This is a genomic window from Coleofasciculus sp. F4-SAH-05, assembly GCF_040222985.1.
Lineage (GTDB): Bacteria > Cyanobacteriota > Cyanobacteriia > Cyanobacteriales > Coleofasciculaceae > Coleofasciculus > Coleofasciculus chthonoplastes.
On record NZ_JAVKBY010000049.1, the window covers coordinates 1 to 19,236 of the forward strand.

8 protein-coding genes are annotated in these 19,236 nt (G+C 44.9%); 5 read left to right on the forward strand and 3 right to left on the reverse strand.

Annotated elements, in window-relative coordinates:
- A partial coding sequence (locus RIG27_RS05320; protein ID WP_446343127.1) for an SdrD B-like domain-containing protein occupies positions 1 to 3,159 on the reverse strand: 3,159 nt, incomplete at its 3' end.
- Between the two features lie 182 nt (positions 3,160 to 3,341).
- Complete coding sequence (locus tag RIG27_RS05325) at positions 3,342 to 4,409, reverse strand: aspartate carbamoyltransferase catalytic subunit (protein ID WP_446343129.1); 1,068 nt, start codon at positions 4,407 to 4,409, stop codon at positions 3,342 to 3,344.
- A 532-nt stretch (positions 4,410 to 4,941) separates the two neighbouring features.
- On the opposite strand from RIG27_RS05325, the gene RIG27_RS05330 reads away from it, so the two are divergent.
- The 5 genes from RIG27_RS05330 (at position 4,942) to RIG27_RS05350 (ending at position 18,099) form a co-directional block, all read left to right on the forward strand.
- On the forward strand, positions 4,942 to 5,931 hold the full coding sequence (locus RIG27_RS05330; RefSeq protein WP_446343131.1) for an SH3 domain-containing protein: 990 nt from the start codon (positions 4,942 to 4,944) through the stop codon (positions 5,929 to 5,931).
- 192 nt (positions 5,932 to 6,123) lie between these two features.
- A complete protein-coding gene (locus tag RIG27_RS05335) occupies positions 6,124 to 7,047 on the forward strand; it encodes a type IV pilin-like G/H family protein (protein WP_446343133.1) in 924 nt (307 codons plus the stop codon).
- Between the two features lie 379 nt (positions 7,048 to 7,426).
- A complete protein-coding gene (locus tag RIG27_RS05340; RefSeq protein WP_446343135.1) occupies positions 7,427 to 12,898 on the forward strand; it encodes an AAA family ATPase in 5,472 nt (1,823 codons plus the stop codon).
- Position 12,899: 1 nt separating this feature from the next.
- Positions 12,900 to 13,085: a hypothetical protein gene (locus RIG27_RS05345; protein ID WP_446343137.1), complete on the forward strand. Its 186-nt coding sequence runs from the start codon at positions 12,900 to 12,902 to the stop codon at positions 13,083 to 13,085.
- A 505-nt stretch (positions 13,086 to 13,590) separates the two neighbouring features.
- Positions 13,591 to 18,099 (forward strand): response regulator, encoded by a 4,509-nt coding sequence (locus tag RIG27_RS05350; RefSeq protein WP_446343139.1) that lies wholly within the window; start codon positions 13,591 to 13,593, stop codon positions 18,097 to 18,099.
- 269 nt (positions 18,100 to 18,368) lie between these two features.
- On the opposite strand, the gene RIG27_RS05355 is transcribed toward RIG27_RS05350, so the two are convergent.
- Complete coding sequence (locus tag RIG27_RS05355) at positions 18,369 to 19,055, reverse strand: pyruvate kinase (RefSeq protein WP_446343141.1); 687 nt, start codon at positions 19,053 to 19,055, stop codon at positions 18,369 to 18,371.
- Positions 19,056 to 19,236 lie beyond the last annotated feature (181 nt).

Genomic DNA, 19,236 nt, shown 5'->3' on the forward strand with positions numbered 1-19,236 from the left:
TTCCCCAAAACTGGTTTCGGTGACGGAAACATCCAGTTTTTTCAGCTTAAAGGAGTCATTGCTGCCATCGGTGTAGGCAGAAATCACTACCGTATCACCTGTTAATCCGGCGTCATTAAAGTCAGCCCAGCGATCGCCTCCATGATTTATAAAGTTATTTTCCTTGGTGAAGCCATTCAACAGGCTGTCACTCAAATTAGAGATATCCGCACCATTGCGATCGCCAATCCAGATGGACATATCACTGTCGTAACCGACATAATCCAGGAAGGCTTTATCTACCGTGACATCGCGGTCAAATTCAAACAGGATGTAATCGGTACTCCCGCTATTATCCACTCGGTGAGACGATGTACCTTCATCACGGTTTGTCACACCTAGCCCACCGCCATAAGCACCTAAATAAGCATTCTTCCAAGTTCCATAGTTCTGACTAAAGGCGCTGACATCGACAGAAACACCATCTTGAGTGAAGGAGCGGACATTTCCATTGCTACCATCCAAACCACTCGAACCGGTTAAGATGAATCGGATGTCAGAAGTCGTCGAACTCGACAGATTTTGTGCCGCTTGTGTTGCCGACTGGTAGAGCCAGGTTTCACCGGCGCTGAGGATGCCATCGGAGCCAACATCACTGGAAGCCACCAGGGTAGGAGTAAAGTCATCACTCGTATCACCCACCGTGCCATTGTCATCGGTGAGAGTCACTTCATTAGCTGAGAAGCCAACATTACCGGTATTGGTGACTTCGTAGGTAAATGTGACATCGGTACCGGCGGCAATTTCCGGCAGGTTATTCAAATCCGTCACATCAATGCCATTGACGAACTTCTCAATATCAATACCTGGATTCGGGATCAGCAATCCGGCATCCAAAGTTCCGTCAAATTCACCGGATTCTAACGTTACCGTCTGAGTCATGCCATTACTGGGATTGGCATCACTATCGAGGCTATCATCGCTACCTGCATCTTGTGGGCTAAATATATAGCCATTGGGGGCGACAAACATCACCTTATATTCACCCGGAGTTAAGCCAGTAAATGAGTATTCTCCATCAGCATCCGTTGTCGTTGTAATTGGGTTGTCATTGCCATCGAGAACCGCTGTGCCATCCTGATTCTGGAGTTTGACTAGAACGTTGGCAATGCCATTTTCACCAGCATCTTGTAACCCATTCCCGTTGGTATCTTCAAAAACTTTATCTCCTAAAGATGCCAATTGATAAAAACCGGAGTCAATCGTGGGGTCATTTTCTCCAGGTGCGAGACTGACAGTATCAGAGACTAAGCCATTACTGTCAACCGTATCATCGCCCCCTTGGTTAGCCGGACTAATCTCATAACCATCGGGTTGTTCAAATTGAACCTGGTACTCACCCGCCATGACTGAAAATTCATAATTGCCGTTAGCATCGGTGGTGGTGGTGTCAACCACTTCGCTATCTTCAAATACACCGTCACCATCGATGTCGGCGAATAGATTGACGGTAACATCAGCAATTCCGGCTTCGCCAGCATCCTGAATCCCATCGGCATCACTGTCTAACCAAACCCTATCCCCTAATTTGGATAATTCTACTTCAGCGATAACAATTTGTTTATCCGGCAAACAATCCCCATCGGTATCTGGAACCAGGATGAGTCCGAATTTGCCAACAACTTGTTCGCCAAATATGGTTGTATAGTCGTATTCGGGAACAAAGCCTTCACCATTGCTTTGAGCCAGAGCCAGAATTTCATCGACTCGCGCTTGTTCCCAAGCACCTAAACTACCGCCACCATTTGACTGTTGATCATCAATTAACTCCCAGATGGCGCGTTGCACATCCCCTGAGGTATAGGTGCCATCCTCGGTTGATAATTGTCCCTCAAAGCCTTGATTGAGAATCCAGTTGATCAGATCTAAATTTTCCGGCTTTTCGATTAAACCGGGTCCAATTAGTTCATCCGGTAACGGCTCAAGACTGGAATAAACTTTCGCCGTATAATCTACATTTCGATTGATCGGGCGATCGGTATCCAGACAATACCCATCAAAGGTCATCCCCTCAAAGATATTATCGGTTCCGGGGACATCTTTGATGGTGATATCTACATAACTAGCATCCGGATCACTCCCGGCGTCGAGCTGAATGCTAAACGTCAGCATTCCAGGTAAAGCTGCTTTGAAAGAGGGAGGGTGATAAAATCCGGCATCAACCGTGGTGTCATTGTCCCCAGGCGCTAAGGTAACCACATCAGAGACTAAGCCATCAGAGTCAACGGTATCATCGCCACCTTGGTTGGCTGGAGAAATCAGTTTATTTTCGGGTTGTTCAAATTGAACCTTGTAGTCACCACCAATCACGGTAAATTCATAATTGCCGTTGGCATCGGTGGTGGTGGTGTCCACAACTTCGCTTTCTTCAATCACACCATCGCCATTAATGTCAGCTAAGAGGTTGACGGTAACGCCAGCCATTCCCGCTTCGTTTCCATCCTGAATCCCATCGGCATCACAGTCGGACCAAACCGTATCCCCGATTTTGGATAATTCCACTTCAGCGATAACGATTTGGTTATTTGGTAAACCATCATTATTGCTATCTGGAACCAGGATGACTCCCATTTTGCCAATGACTTGTTCGCCAAATATGGTTGTATAGTCGTATTCAGGAACAAATCCTTCACCATTGTCTTGAGCCAGATCTAGAATTTCATCGACTCGCGCTTGTTCCCAAGCACCTAAAGTCCCGCCACCGTTTGACTGTTGGTCATCCAGTAAAGACCAGACGGCTCGTTGTACATCCCCTGAGGTATAGGTGCCATTCCCGGTTGATGCTTGTCCTTCAAAGCCTTGATTAAGAATCCAGTTGACGAGATCGAAATTTTCCGGCTTTTCGATTAAACCCGTTCCGATTAGTTCATCGGGTAATGACTCATAGCTGGAATAGACTTTCGCCGTGTAATCTCTATTTGGGCTAATTCCCCGATCAGTATCAATACAATATCCATCAAAAGTCATCCCTTCAAGTACGTTTTCTGTACCAGGGGAATCTTTGACGGTGATATCTAAATAACTGGCATCCGGATCACTGCCTGCGTCGAGTTTAATGCTAAATGTTAACTCATTTGGCAAAGCGGCGCTGAGAGATGAGGAGATGTTGGATTCTGGCATAGGACTAGATTAGAAAACTGATTGATGTACCTTTAAAAGTAATATACCGTAAAAAAAAGCCGGAAAATAATTATTCATCAAAGCTTCAAGAACCCTCCCCATCTTCATCGAAAGTTTACAAATGACCTATTGACAAATGACCAATGACCAATGACTTATTGACAAATGACAAATGACAACGATTAAGACTTCCCACTCCCCATCAGATAAAGCAGCGCCATGCGTACCGCCACACCACTAGTTACCTGTTGAGAAATTAAACTGAATTCTGGATCATCCATTAACTCGGAACTAATTTCCACGCCGCGATTGACCGGTCCGGGGTGGAGAATTTTGACTCCCGGATGGCAAAGTTTTAAGCGATCGCGTGTAATCCCATACCGTTGATGATATTCTCGCAAACTGGGCAATAGATGGGCGGTCATGCGTTCTTTTTGCAGCCGTAGGGTCATGACAAAATCGGCATCTTTGAGCGCCGGTTCGACATTCCAATGCAAGAATAGCCGCCGATTGGGGATTGGGGATTGGGAAAAATTCTCTTTTTTCTCCCCCGATCCAGACGTGCCATGGCTCGTCTCTACAAGCTCTCCAGTTCCCTGGACATACTCAGCAAACTCTTGGGGGACTAATGTGGGTGGACCGGCTAAATGAACCTCAGCGCCACTGGCGGTGAGACTCCAAATATTAGAACGAGCAACCCGTGAATGGACAATATCTCCAACAATGGCAATTTTTTTGTCAGCTAGGAGTTTTAGGCGAGGATACTCAAAATCTAGTAGGGACGTAATGGTAAATAAATCCAGCAACGCCTGAGAGGGATGTTCATGCTGACCATCTCCCGCATTCAAGATACCGACATTCGTCTGGAGGCGATCCATTTCCTGGGCGATCGCATGGGGGACTCCTGCTTCTCGATGGCGAATCACCATCATATCAGCTCCCATGGCTAAATAGGTTTTGGCGGTGTCGAGAATGGTTTCTCCTTTGGTCAAGGATGAGGTTCCTGGTGCAAAATTCAATGTATCCGCACTCAATCGTTTTGCTGCGAGTTCAAAACTACTGCGGGTGCGGGTTGAGGGTTCAAAAAACATATTCGCCACCACATGACCTTGCAAAGCCGGGACTTTTTTGGTGCGCCGGGAGAGAACTTCCCGACAGCTTGCGGCGGTTTGTAAGAGGGTATCGTATTCAGCCGATGTAAAATCTTCCAGGGAAAGGACATGGCGGCGAGTCCAAGTGGCAGTAGCCATAAGAGTAAGAATGCGTAATAGATACAGAGGAGCTAACCGTTACTATAGTCTCCATTCCCCTCCGACGACAAATAAATAGGGGCTGCTGAATAAGTGTTGTGATGGGGTTAGAGAGTAGGGGAAGCAGGGGAAGCTGGGGAAGCTGGGGAAGCTGGGGAAGCTGGGGAAGCTGGGGAAGATGGGGTTGTAGAGACGTTCTGGTAGAACGTCTGGGAGATTGTGTAGGGGCGGGTTTCACTACTATCTTTTTGGTTACACCCAGATGTAACTCGCGCCCGCCCCGACTTTACTTAATTATCCTTAATAATACTACTAGAAAAGAAAATTATAAAATTATATTAGATGAACCCAGCCGTCGTCGTTTCGCTATCCCCAACTACTTCTGTAAGTCGTCGGACAAAAGACACCCTACTAAGTTTTGTCAACAAGCCTCAAACCCTTACAAAGGACGAAGGACGAATGACGAATGACGAATGACGAATGACGATCTTAAAGGTTCATCACTGCGATAAACAAACCGTGAGGTATTCTGATGGAAACCCTAGCCTATACCCATTTCTCCGCCCAAGCCGATGACATGACTCCCCACTCCCAACCGAGTGCTGATGGGTTGGTCTGGGAGTCAGAGTTTCACGTTCAACTACCGAGTTTAGCCTGGATTCAGGGATTAGCATTGGCGATCGCACTGTCTTCATTAATCTTAACCAGTAGCGCTTGGGCGGCTGTGGTTGATACGAATGGTAGTCCCCTAAATGTGCGATCGGGTCCCGGTTTAGGGTATGGCGTGGTTAGCACTCTCGCCAATGGCACTACCATTAATCTCAGTGGTCTTGATGCCGATGGCTGGTCTCAACTCAGCAATGGCAACTGGGTCGCTTCTCGCTGGGTACGAGGTGAGAATGGTGGTAGTACTGTTCCATCCTCCGCTGTCTTGCGCCCCGGTAGTACGGGGACAGGGGTAACCAATCTGCAAAATCGATTGCAAGAGGTTGGGGTCTATAACGGACCCGTGACTGGCTATTATGGTCGCCTCACCGAAGCGGCTGTGAGAACGGTTCAGGTGTCTGAGGGATTGACGCCGGATGGGATTGCTGGACTGACGACCTTAACCGCTTTATATGGTGATAATGGGGGAGGTGGGACGCCTGTGACGAATACCGCCTTTGTCAAGACCAATGGGAGTCCGCTAAATGTGCGATCGGGTCCCGGTTTGGGGTATCGTGTGGTGGGTACGGTCGCCGATAATCGAACAGTTAATCTAAGTGGTCGTAGCGTTAGTGGTTGGTCTCAACTAGCGAATGGGAACTGGGTCGCTTCTCGCTGGATCGGGGGTGGAACTGTAGCGACGGATACAGCCCTGGTGACGACGAATGGGAGTCCCTTGAATGTGCGATCGGGTTCGGGTTTAGGATATCGGGTTGTGGATACTGTAGCCGATGGCGCTGCGATCGCAACCACAGATCAGACTTCAGGGAACTGGATACATCTGGGTGACATACTCCCACATCAAATATCTTACTAAGGTAGTATATTCAAGCTGTATTGACCGCCTATCCATCCCAACACCAACCTGCACTCAGGTATGGTGTGGGGCTTCCGGCTAAGAAAGCTAAGGGTGGCTGGGTGTTTTCGGGATGGGTGGCGACGTAAGTGTCATTGGTCATTAGTCATAGTTCATTTGTTAAAATCCAATCAGTTGCTGGGTTGGATGGCTATGGTTAATCCTGTTTCTCTATTGCTTGAGTTGTGTCGATCGCGTTTGATATTCGTTCTTTTCGCCCTGCTTGTCTGTAGTGGTGTTCCCTCTCAAGCGCAATCTGAACCGGATAATCCATCCCCTGCATCGGAGATGCGATCGCAACCTGATGTGATTACCCAGCAATTAATCGGAGAATGGCAAGCCACTGATCCGGCATCGGGGGAATCAATCCAGTTAATTTTTGCCTCTGATAATCAATTATTTTTTATCTTACCCGCTCAAGATGGGTCGGCTGTGGCAATCCCAGTCGAGTATCAAATTCAGACGGCGACTCAACCGATGCACCTGGATATGGCACTCACACCGGATGAAATCGCCTTAACGATTTTTGAGTTAACCCCAGAGGGGAAGCTGCGCTTAGAATTTAAAGATGTTACGCCGGGACAACCTCGACCCACGGCGTTTAGTGATACGGCGTTACTCTTGGCAAAGACATCGGATGATACCACCGTACCCGAAGATATTTCTGTGATTGAGTTGGAAACCAGCGCCAACCGATCCAGCCAAGCGATTCCGATGCAGTACATCAGCCTCTTAAATCGCGCCCAGCAGGTGTATTATCTCGAAAATCGTCAATTTGCGAATACCCTAGAACAGCTAGAAATTGCCACAAACCTAGAAACGTCCTTATATACATACCAAATTGTGCCATCCCGCGATCGCGCTGAGAGTGTCGCGATTACGGCATATCCCAAAGATGAGGGACTTCCCAGCTATATTGGTGCAGTATTTGTCACGACTGTGAATGGGTTAGAGACAACCGTCTCTGGAATTTGTCAGAGTGAACAACCCGCTACCTCACCCCCACCAATGCCAATGGCACCTTCAGCCGATTCTACAGAGATTCAATGTCCCGCCGGATCTCGTCTTTTACAGTAAGTAGGGGCTGCTACAGGGAGTCTTGCGGCGGGGAGAGGCAATAGGCAATAGGCAATAGGCTTTCTTTCAAGACAAAAGCTTACCTTACAAGGGATTGAGCGATTTAAATTTTTCTTTTATGTCCTAACTAGAGTGCGTAGTGCTATATTGCTGTCTTTTGAAATTGTTATTGTAGATTTTTCTGCTATTAAGATAGAAACACGTTAAGCTGTTCGGCATTTAAACCTTAATGTCAACAACCGCAAAACCCTTGCAATGCGAGCCAGCAAGCTCGCTACCCATTCCCAATTTAAATGCGTGACAAGCTTATCGCTCACTCCTGCGTGTGATCGGCTATCAACTTTGAGTAATCCTCTCAGTGTTTCCCCCATCTACCCCTATGGTTACCGTTGCTGGCTGTCGGGTTCTTGCCCAAATCTATGAAAGTAGTAACTCTCTCGTCTATCGTGGTATCCGAGAATCGGATCAGCAGTCGGTGATCCTCAAAGTTCTTAAACAAGATTATCCTACGCTCGCAGAAATTAACCGCTATCAACAAGAATATCAAATCACGCGCTCCCTCAACTTTGGCGGTGTGGTTCAGGCTTATAGCTTAGAACCCCATCAAACCACCTTGGTGATTATCTTTGAAGATTTTGGCGGTTCCTCATTAAAACTCTTACTCCAGGAACGGGGATTTACGCTCAAAGAATTCTTAAGTATCGCCATTCGCAATACAGAAAGCTTAGGCAGAATTCATGCTGCCCATATTATTCATAAAGATATCAACCCTGCCAATATTGTTTTCAATCCTGAAACCGGACAACTGAAAATCATTGACTTTGGCATTGCTACCGTTTTATCACGAGAAGACCCGACTCTGAAAAATCCCTCCGTCTTAGAAGGCACATTAGCCTATATGTCACCGGAACAAACCGGGAGAATGAACCGGGCGCTGGATTATCGGACTGATTTTTATTCCTTAGGGGTTACGTTCTATGAATTGCTAACCCATCACCTTCCCTTTGAAACCGAAGATCCCCTAGAATTAGTCCATTCTCATCTGGCTAAAGAACCGATTCCGCCTCACCAAATTAATCCGCAGATTCCGCCAGCCCTCTCTGCTATAGTGATGAAATTATTGGCAAAAAATGCCGAAGACCGCTATCAAAGTGCCTGGGGACTAAAATCTGATTTAACCATTTGTTTAATGCAATTAGAAACAAAGGGAAAAATTGAACAATTTTCCCTCGGTCGCCAAGATATTTCTGAGCAATTTCAAATTCCCCAGAAACTGTATGGTAGAGAACGGGAAATTAAAATCCTACTGGACACCTTTATTCGCATTACTGGACGTACTTTATTCCTAGACCCAACGCCAAACTCAATAGGGGCGGGTTTTGAACAAAAGTTATCGTCAACGGCGACACAAAATTCCCTAAACCCGCCCCTACACACTCGAAACTCCCCCAAGGAGATGATGGTTATATCTGGATATTCCGGTATAGGGAAGTCAGCGCTAGTCCAGGAATTATATAAACCGATTACTCAACGGCGGGGCTATTTTATTCGCGGCAAATTTGACCAATATCAACGGGATATTCCTTACTCAGCCGTGATTCAGGCTTTTCGAGAATTAATCAAGCAGTTGTTAACAGAAACTACCCTCCAACTAACCCAGTGGCGCAACCACCTCTTAGCAGCATTGGGGGGGAATGCTCAAATCATTATTGATGTCATTACTGAAGTTGAATTGATTGTCGGTAAACCTGTTCCAGTTCCTAAGTTACCTCCCACAGAATCGCAAAATCGCTTTAAGTTCGTTCTGCACAACTTTATCCAAGTTTTTGCTAAACCTGAACATCCATTAGTAATTTTTCTGGATGATTTGCAGTGGGCAGATAGTGCTTCGTTGAAACTTATCGAATGGTTGATGAACTCCTCAGATCAGGGTGAGGCTGAGTCTCATATCGGCGGGATGTTTCTGATTGGCGCTTATCGGGATAATGAAGTGACAGTTTCCCATCCCTTACGATTCACATTCGAGACCATTCGCGCCAGCGGAACCATTATTCAGGAGATGGTTTTAGCACCCTTAGGATTAATCAGCATTATTCAATTAGTGGCAGAAACGCTCAAATGTTCCCCTGATCATGCCCAGCCTTTGGCTAAATTAGTCCAGATTAAAACTGGAGGCAATCCGTTCTTTATTAATGAATTTATCAAATACTTGTATCAACAAAATCTGCTCACTTTTAATTCTCAACAGGGAGCGTGGAACTGGGATTTAGCCCAAATACAAGCCCAAAACTTTACCGATAATGTTGTCGCTATTTTGGCAGATAAGATTAAAACATTACCCCCCCAGGTACAACAGGTCTTACAGTTTGCCGCTTGTTTGGGGAATTCCTTTGAACTCAAACCCTTAGCCCTAGTTTTAGGCGAATCCCTGTCCGAAACAGCGGTGCAATTATGGCAGGCGATCGTTGAAGGGTTAATTATTCCTTTGGGGGAAGACTATAAGTTAATCAGTCAAGCAGATATGACTCAAACTTTATTGGATCAACATCAAAAAAGTACCTTGAATTCCGTCTTGTCTAAGACACATATAGAAACTCAAACCTTAACCATTCAATACCAATTTGTCCACGACCGCATTCAGCAAGCCGCTTATTCTCTGATTCCTGAGGAACAATGCCAAGCGGTTCATCGGACTGTCGGTCAATTATTACTGAAAAATACGCCAGCCGACCAGGTATCAAACTCTCTGTTTGATATTGTTAACCATCTGAATATGAGTATTGAGTTAATCGAATCCCCTGAAGAACGGCATGAATTAGCTCAATTAAATCTTTGGGCAGGTGAGAAAGCCAAAGCCGCAACTGCTTATGAACCGGCGAGAAAATACTTAACCATCGGTCGCGAACTACTTCCGTCAGAGAGTTGGCAGGTGCAGTATGACTTGACCCTAAACTTGGCTCTAGAAGCCATCGAAGTCGCCTATTTATTGACCGATTTTGCCGCCGTACAAATTTTAACCGATGATGTGCTAAACCGGGCGCAAACCTTAATGGATAAAGTCAAGGTTTATGAACTGCAAATTTTATTTGATAGTTCTCAAAATAAAATGCTGTCCGCTATCCAAACCGCACAGCAGGTGTTAAACCTATTAGACATACCGCTAACTGAAACACCTCCGGTTTATCAAACGGTTGAGGCGTTAGTGGATTTGCCGGAAATGACTGAACCCACTCAATTAGCGGCGTTGCGAATTTTAATGTCTGTGATGGCACCCGCTTATATTGCTAAACCCTCGCTCTTACCGTCGCTAATTTTAACCATGGTGAATCTCTGTATTCGCCATGGAAATTCCTCCCTCACCGCTTACGCCTATAGCGTTTATAGTTTGCTGTTATGTGGTCAACAAGAAACCATTGATCAAGGCTATTGCTTTGGTCAGTTAGCGTTGAAATTATTAGACCTTTTTCCTGCCAAAGACGTACAAGCCAAAGTCTATCAGCAATTTAATGCCTTTGTCCGACCTTGGAAAGAGCCAGCTATAAACACCTTAAATCCATTACTCGATACGATTCAAACGGCAATTGAAAATGGTGATATTGAATATGCTTGTCACTGTACGGTAAACTATTGTACTTATTCATTTTTCGTCGGACTCTCCTTAACTGAGGTTGAATCCAAACAAGCTCAACATCTGGAACTAAATCGGCAGTTTAAACAAGATTATCAGATTGGGTATATCACAATTTGGCGGAATTTATCCTTATGCTTAATTGAGGCTGACCATTATCCGACGTTAGACTGGACAGTTTTTGATCGCCTTCTTCCTGATTTATTAGCAGCAAAGAATCAGATTTCAATTTTGTCTGTTTATTGGGCGAAGTTATTTCTGGCTTACTTATTTGGCGATGAACCAGAAGCGGAAAGGCTGGTTGGGCTGGCTGATGAGTATCAGGGAAGTGTGAATGGCTTATTAAATAGTGTTTTAACCAATTTTTATTCCTCTTTAGTCCTGTTGTCTCTGTGCCATTCAGCCAGTCCCCGTAAACGCAGACGCTATCTCAACAAAATAGCCAGACAACAAAAAATAATGCAAACATGGGCAGACTATGCTCCTTGTAACTTTCAGCATAAATATGACTTAGTGGAGGCGGAACGGGCGGGATTACGGGGCAAAATTCTGCAAGCGATGGAGTATTATGATCGTGCCATTCAAGGTGCTAAAAAACAGGGTTATCTTCAAGACGAAGCCCTAGCGTATGAACGAGCCAGCAAGTTCTATCAACAATTAGGTCGAGAAGAAATTGCCCAAGCCTATTTACAAAAAGCTTATTACGTTTATACCCGATGGGGAGCAATGGCGAAAGTTAAACAGTTAAAAGCCACCTATCCCCAATGGCTTTTAACTCATGTGAATAACAATGAGTCTGGGGGACTATTACAAAAACCTGCAACCCTGACTACAACCACCCAAAATGGCAAAAATTCGTCAGAGTATCTTGACTTAAATAGCGTTATGAAAGCGGCGCAAGCGATTTCTGGTGAGATTGTCTTGGATAAATTACTGGCGGCGTTGATGAAGATTTTGATTGAAAATGCGGGAGCGCAAAAAGGGTTTCTGATTTTAGAGACGAAAGGAAAACTACGAATTGAAGCCGAGGGACAGGTGAATACGCTGACCCAACCTTGTGCAGAGTGCAATCAAATTCAGGTCTTGCAATCGACTGACTTGGAAGAGACGCAAGTGCTATCCGTCGCCATCATTAATTATGTAGCGCGAACTCAAGATATTGTGGTGTTAAATGATGCCCTAAATGAGGAACAATTTAGGCAAGATTCCTATATTCAAACTTATCAACCGAAGTCAATTCTCTGTGCGCCGTTGATTAATCAAGGAAAACTCAGCGGCATTGTCTATTTAGAAAATAATTTGACGACGGGAGCATTTACGGCTAGCCGATTGGAACTGTTGCGTCTCCTATCCGCGCAAGCTGCTACCTCGATTGAAAATGCCCGTTTCTATAGCAGTTTGGCAGAACTTAATCAGGCGTATGAACGGTTTGTTCCGCGTCAGTTTCTCCATTTTTTGAATAAGGATAGTATTGTCGATGTCCAGTTGGGTGATAATGTCCAACAGAAAATGTCGATCCTATTTTCGGATATTCGCTCCTTCACCACCCTATCAGAAACGCTGACGCCGGAGGACAATTTTAAGTTTATTAATGCTTATTTGTCGCGCATGGAGCCAGCGATTACTGACCATAATGGCTTTATTGATAAATATATCGGTGATGCCATTATGGCATTGTTTAGTGGTCAGGCTGATGATGCAGTTAAGGCGGGAATTGCTATGCTACACCAACTGAGGATCTATAATCAACATCGACAGAATTCTGGCTATCCTCCTATCCGGATTGGGATTGGGATTAATACGGGAGGGTTAATGCTGGGAACCATTGGTGGCGTCTCGCGCATGGATAGCACGGTGATTAGTGATGCGGTGAATTTAGCCTCTCGCATTGAAGGGTTAACCAAATATTATCAAGTCTCCTTATTAATTTCTCATCATACTTTTTCCTGTTTATCGAATCCGGGGAATTATGCGATTCGCCTAATTGATAAAGTGAAGGTGAAGGGGAAATCGGAATTAGTCACTGTTTATGAAGTGTTTGATGCCGATTTACCTGAGATTAAAGCGGCTAAATTAGCTACGTTACAAACTTTTACTGAAGCTTGGTCATTTTATAACCTGAAGGCGTTTGCTGAGGCAAAAACACGCTTTGCTGAAGTGCTGCGGGTCAATTCTCAAGATCAAGTGGCTAAAATCTATCTCAATCGTTGTCAACAGCAATAATTTGTCATTTGTCATTTGTCATTCGTCATTTGTCATTTGTCATTCGTCATTTGTCATTTGTCATTTGTCATTTGTCATTCGTCATTTGTCATTCGTCATTTGTCATTTGTCATTTGTCATTCGTCATTTGCTCCCCCAGCTCCCTCTGCTCCCCCAGCTCCCTCTGCTCCCCCAGCTCCCCTTCTGATCGAGTTGAGCCGACACTCTACCGTTATGACGTTGCTGATATCAGCGAATTGGAATATTATAAAAGTGCCGTAATACAAGTAATACGCTAGTATAACATAATGATGGCTGTGAGCGAGAGAGCTAAAGGACTGGAATCTTTAGTTCTGTCTAGTACTGCTATCTCGAACGTACAGAGGTGATTAGACTCTGTACAAAAGTCGAAAGTGTATGAGCTGTAAACCTTTCCGGTAAATGCAACAGGTGGGAAACATTCGCGGTGAAGGTTTAGCTAAACCATACTAATTCCATAAAAAAACCTTTTGTAAGTTTTTCCCTAAAACTATTTCAATCATTTATCGATTGAATCTATTGGGTGCATCGCTAATTTGGGTTTAACTCCATAAAAAAAAGGACTGAATTCTGCTTAAAAATGTCGGATTTATTTCCTTACCTTTAGCGATCTCTAAGCGACTCTCATGTCAATGCGATCTATCAAGCGCCTAATTGACAAAGGTTTAATAAATGTGCCTCTACGAACGGTATTGGTAGTCCCATTTATGGTGCAAATTTTTGCCACAGTCGGTGTAATTGGCTGGTTATCGTTTCGCCACGGAAAACAGGCGGTGACTGAAGTAGCCACTCAATTACAAGATGAAATTACGCTTCATGTAGAGGAACGGTTGGAACGCTATTTAGCCATTCCCCATCAGATTAATCAGAGTAATCAAGATGTGATTCGGTTAGGAAGCTTGACCCTAGATAACTTACAACCGTGGGAACAGCATTTGTGGCGACAAGTGCAACAATTTGATTCGGTGAGTTATATTGGTGTGGCGAATGAACAGCGAGAACTAATTGCGGCTGGACGGCGAAATCGGGAGCAATTGGTGATTGTCCAAGCGAATCCCGCGACCGATTTTGACTTCTATACTTATAGCACCCACAGTGAAGGCGATCGCAAGACCCTTTTAGAGAGTAGCAAAAACTACGACCCCCGACTGCGCCCCTGGTATAAAGCCGCCTTGCAAGCGGGTAAACCCACCTGGAGTGATATTTTCCCCCTTTTTGGCGAAGGCGATCGCACCTTGCTAATCAGCGCCATTCAACCCGTCTACGACAGCAATCAGCAGGTTCAGGGTGTCTTAAACACAACCCTACGTCTCTCCACGATTAGCGATTTCCTGCAAACGCTAAAAATCGGTAAATCGGGACGCCTGTTTATTATGGAACGTTCTGGATTATTAGTCGCCACATCCACTCCAGAACCACCCTTTCAACATAACCAAACTCAAATTACTCGGTTAAAAGCCACCCAAAGTCGTGACCCCTTAATTCAAGCCAGCGCCAACTATTTAACCCAACAGTTTGGCGAGTTCAATGCGATTCAAGCGTCCCAGCGCCTGGACTTTAAGCGTCAAGGACAGCGCCAATTTTTACAAGTTATGCCCTTACAAGATAGCCACGGATTAGACTGGTTAATTGTCGTGGTTCTCCCTGAAGCTGACTTCTTGGATCACATTCATGATAATACACGAGCGACAATCCTACTCTGTCTGGTTGCATTAATCATCGCCACAGGAGTGGGTATGAGTACCGCCCACTGGATTATTCAACCCATCCAGCGCTTAAATCAAGCCGCCAATGCTATTGCTAATGGGGAATGGGAGCAAAAAATTGAGGTTCCTCGCAACGCTGAACTGGGTAGTCTTAGCGCCGCCTTTAATCAAATGGCGGCTCAATTAAACCAATCCTTTGCCACTCTCAAAGACCAGAATCATCAGATGAACCGCTTAAATGAGGCATTGGCAAAAAGTCAGAAACAGTTAGCTCAAATTTTAGAAACCGTACCCGTTGGTATCGTTGTGGTTGATGCTCAGGGGCAATTTCATTATACCAACGATAAGGCACAATGGTTTATGGGAGGGGCGTTCATCCCAGACGCGATCGCGGATAATTTTTGTGCCGTTCATCACTGGTATATCGCCGGAACCGATCAATTTTATCCGACCGAAGAGTTACCCCTTATTCGAGCCTTACAGGGACAACGATCTATTGTCCATAATATTGAAATTCACCAAGACGACCAGATTATTCCGATTGAGACCTGGAGCAAACCTATCCTTGATGAACAGGGTGAAATTATTTATGCCATTGCCGTTTTTAACGATATCACAGATCGCAAAAAAGCGGAAGCAGAACGGATGCGTTTTACCCAAGAACTGGAATTCAAAGACCATCAAAATGCCGCTTGGCAGCGCCTAAACAAGCTCAAAGATGAATTTCTAGCTAATACCTCCCACCAACTTCGTACTCCTCTCCATGGCATTGTCGGCATTGCTGAATCGTTAATCGATGGTGCTACCGGAGAGTTACCCTTACAAACCCGGATCAATTTAGGTACAATTATCGCCACAGGGCGGCGCTTATCCAACTTAGTCAACGACATTCTCGATTTTGCCAAACTCAGAAACCAAGACATTCAACTCCAGCAACAGCCCGTGGGGGTACGAGAAATAGCGGAGGTGGTTCTCCGACTCAGTTATCAACTGATTGGTGATCAAGAGTTACAACTGATTAATGCCATTTCTCCGGACTTACCTATCGCTTATGCGGATGAAAATCGGGTGCAGCAGATTTTGCAAAACTTAGTGGACAATGCGATTAAGTTTACCGATAGAGGAACGGTCAAAATTTCGGCTCAATTGGTAAACTCAAGGCAGAAGTTAGAGGGCAGAGGTGTCGAGGTGCAGTGGGGCAAGGGAGAGTTGAAGGAGTTAACTCAAAACCATGTGCTTGAGCGAAGCGAAGGAGTAGTCAGCGTGGGTTTGGAATCAACGTTATCGTCAACCGATGGCGCTAATTTTCTCAACCCGCCTCTACCAACCCGTTTCCCTATCAGCGAAGTGGAGGATCAAAACGATGCCCTCGAACCCAGTGAAGGGTCAACAATCAAAATGCTAGCCATTACTGTATCTGACACAGGAATTGGTATCCCCAAGTCTCAAGTACACCGTATTTTTGAATCCTTTGAACAAGGGGAGGGTTCCCTAGGGCATCAGTATGGCGGTGCAGGTTTAGGATTAGCCCTGACGAAAAAGTTAGTGGAGTTGCATGGGGGAACCATTGAGGTGCAATCAACGTTAGGCGTCGGCTCTCAGTTTACGTTTACGTTGCCAATTTTTTACGGAGAAATTTCAGACTTTAAGCCAGATCCGGTTGAGTCAATTGTGGCAATATCTAAGACCGTTTACAGTGCCAATTCCTCTGTAATTCAATCTCATATTGTCGGTAATTTTTGTCCCCTTTTGTTGACACTTGACCAACCCTATTTAACGCTAAAACAACACCCCAATCTCCAGGATAACGAACTCTTAATCAACCCGTCAAAAATTTTAATCGTCGATGATGATACAGTGAATCGTCAGATACTTGTCAACTATTTATCCTTAGAAAATTATCAACTTGCCCAAGCCGCCAATGGTAGGGAAGCTTTAGACATCATTAACAATGGTTTTCAGGCTGACCTAGTTTTACTCGATGCAATAATGCCCCGCATGACGGGGTATGATGTTTGTAAAAAACTACGTGAATTCTATCCTCCAACTGAACTGCCTGTATTGATGTTGACGGCAAACGAGCAAGTAAATGACTTGGTGGCAGGCTTTAGTGTGGGCGTGAATGATTATTTGACGAAACCGATTGCCAAACATAAACTTTTGGTCAGGATTAAAACTCATCTGCGTTTATCCACAATTGCCAAAGAAAATGCCCAACTTTACGCAGCGGTGCGTGAAAGTGAGCGGAGATTGATGCAATTTTTAGACGCCGTACCCGTGGGAATTTTTATCCTCGATGCCAGGGGCCAACCCTATTATGCCAATGAAGCGGCTCAACAGATTTTAGGTCAAGGCATTGTGGACGCTGTTACCGTTAAAGAATTAGCCGAGGTGTATCACGCCTATCGTGCGGGAACAGATCAACTCTATCCCAGCCAGCAAATGCCTATTTTTCTGGCGTTGCAGGGAAAAACGTCCACCATTGATGATGTGGAAATTCACCGAGGGGATCAGGTTATCCCGATTGAGGTGTGGGGAACTCCTATCTATGAGGAACAGGGTAAGGTGGCTTATGGGATGGTTGCTTTTCAAGATATCCGCGATCGCAAAAAAGCGGAAGCGGAACGAGAAGCTTTTACTCGTGAGTTATTTCAACTCAATCAAGCCTACGAACGGTTTGTTCCGGGTCAATTTCTCCAGTTTTTGCAGAAAAAAAGTATTGTGGATGTGCAACTGGGGGATCACGTTCAACAGGAAATGTCGGTTCTCTTTGCCGATATTCGCAACTTTACAGCACTGTCGGAACAGATGAATCCCCGTGAAAATTTTAACTTTATCAATGCCTTCTTAAGTCGCATGGAACCTGCCATTCGGGAACATAATGGCTTTGTCGATAAATATATTGGTGATGAAATTATGGCGCTGTTTAGTGGCAATGCGGATGAAGCGGTGCAGGCGGGAATTGCCATGTTTGAGCGGCTGGCTTTATATAACCAACATCGGGCGAATTATAACTATGCACCCATTGAGATTGGGATTGGGATTAATACCGGGGAATTAATGCTGGGAACCGTGGGCGGATTTTTCCGCATGGATAGCACGGTGATTAGTGATGCGGTGAATTTAGCCGCCCGCCTGGAAGAGTTAACTAAAATTTATCAAGTACGGCTATTAATCTCGCACCATACATTCTTGAAGTTGTCGAATTCCGGTGATTATGGGATTCGCCTTGTCGATAAGGTGAATGTGAAAGGGAAAGCCAAAAAAGTAACCGTTTATGAAGTCTTTGATGCTGATCCGCCGGAGGTGCGAAAGGCAAAGCTGGCGACAAAAACGGTGTTTGAGCATGGGCTACTGTTATATTATCGCGATCGCCTGTCAGATGCGGCTCAAGGGTTGAGTGAATGTTTGCAGGTTAATCCAGGGGATAAGGTGGCGCAATATTACCTCAAACGCTGTCAGCATCGGATGCGATAAACAGACAGTATTTAGTCGGTTACAATCGCTTTATTTAATTAATTACTCAATAGAAACAGTTGATGACCACTATGACAGAATTAGCGGTTGTTTAAAACTATTTATCCCCTATGAAGAACCTGCTGCTGCTTAGTATCTAGGGTCTAATGGCACTGAAAATTTGCATTTTTTGATCACCGAAATTCTTGATATACCGTAGGGTGGGCATTGCCCACCAGCATACCAGTCAGTGACATTCATTTAGGGTCTGCTGCAAGAAGTCTTGTAGTTTATGATGGATCATAAAGTTGCACTAAAAACTCGGCAACTTGTGCAGGATATTGTCCAATGGCGGTTTCATCAGAAAGGACAATTCCATCAAATCCGGCTTGTTGGATATCGTATAAATGCACAACTTCACTGCGAGTAGGTTGGGGAAAATGGGTCATATATTCTAAGACTTGACCCGCGAGAAACTTGGGGCTGGATAATTGAGAAAACTGAGAAATAAAATTGGCTTGTAATTGTCCAAGTGATTTTAATCCTACCTGCGCCCCTAAATCTCCGCGACAGAACCACAATTCATCAAACCCTTGATCCAGGTGGCTAAGATAGTGCATGGCTTCAGGGCGTTCGATTTTGGCAATTAAATAGCGATCGCGAATCTGCTGGCGAATCGGTGAAACCTCTTTACCGTCTAAGACAAAGGAACAAGCAAATTGCACAAAGGGATACGTCAACCCCAACTCAACCGCCCCCTGATCATGGGAGTTTAATTGTCTAAAAGGGATAGGATGATTCACCCGATTAATTCCTTTGTAGGCACTTAACCCGCCATTGGTTAAAACTTTAGCCGTCGCCCTCTTATCCTGAATTGCGATAACTTCGAGTTGAATTCGGGCATCGTTGAGCAATAAAATATCACCTATACTTAAGGCTTGGAATAAGTTTTTGTAGGGAATCGGTATTTGTGTCATATCGTCCGAAAACTGACCCAAAAACAAGTGGACTTTTTCCGGAATAGAGTCACAACGGGGATAATTACCCGACAACGCTAATCCACTAAATTAGGTATACCACGCCAGTAGGGTGGGTTAGGCACGGGTATAATTTTAGCGATAAACCAATGAATTTTGATTCGTGCCGTAACCCACCATC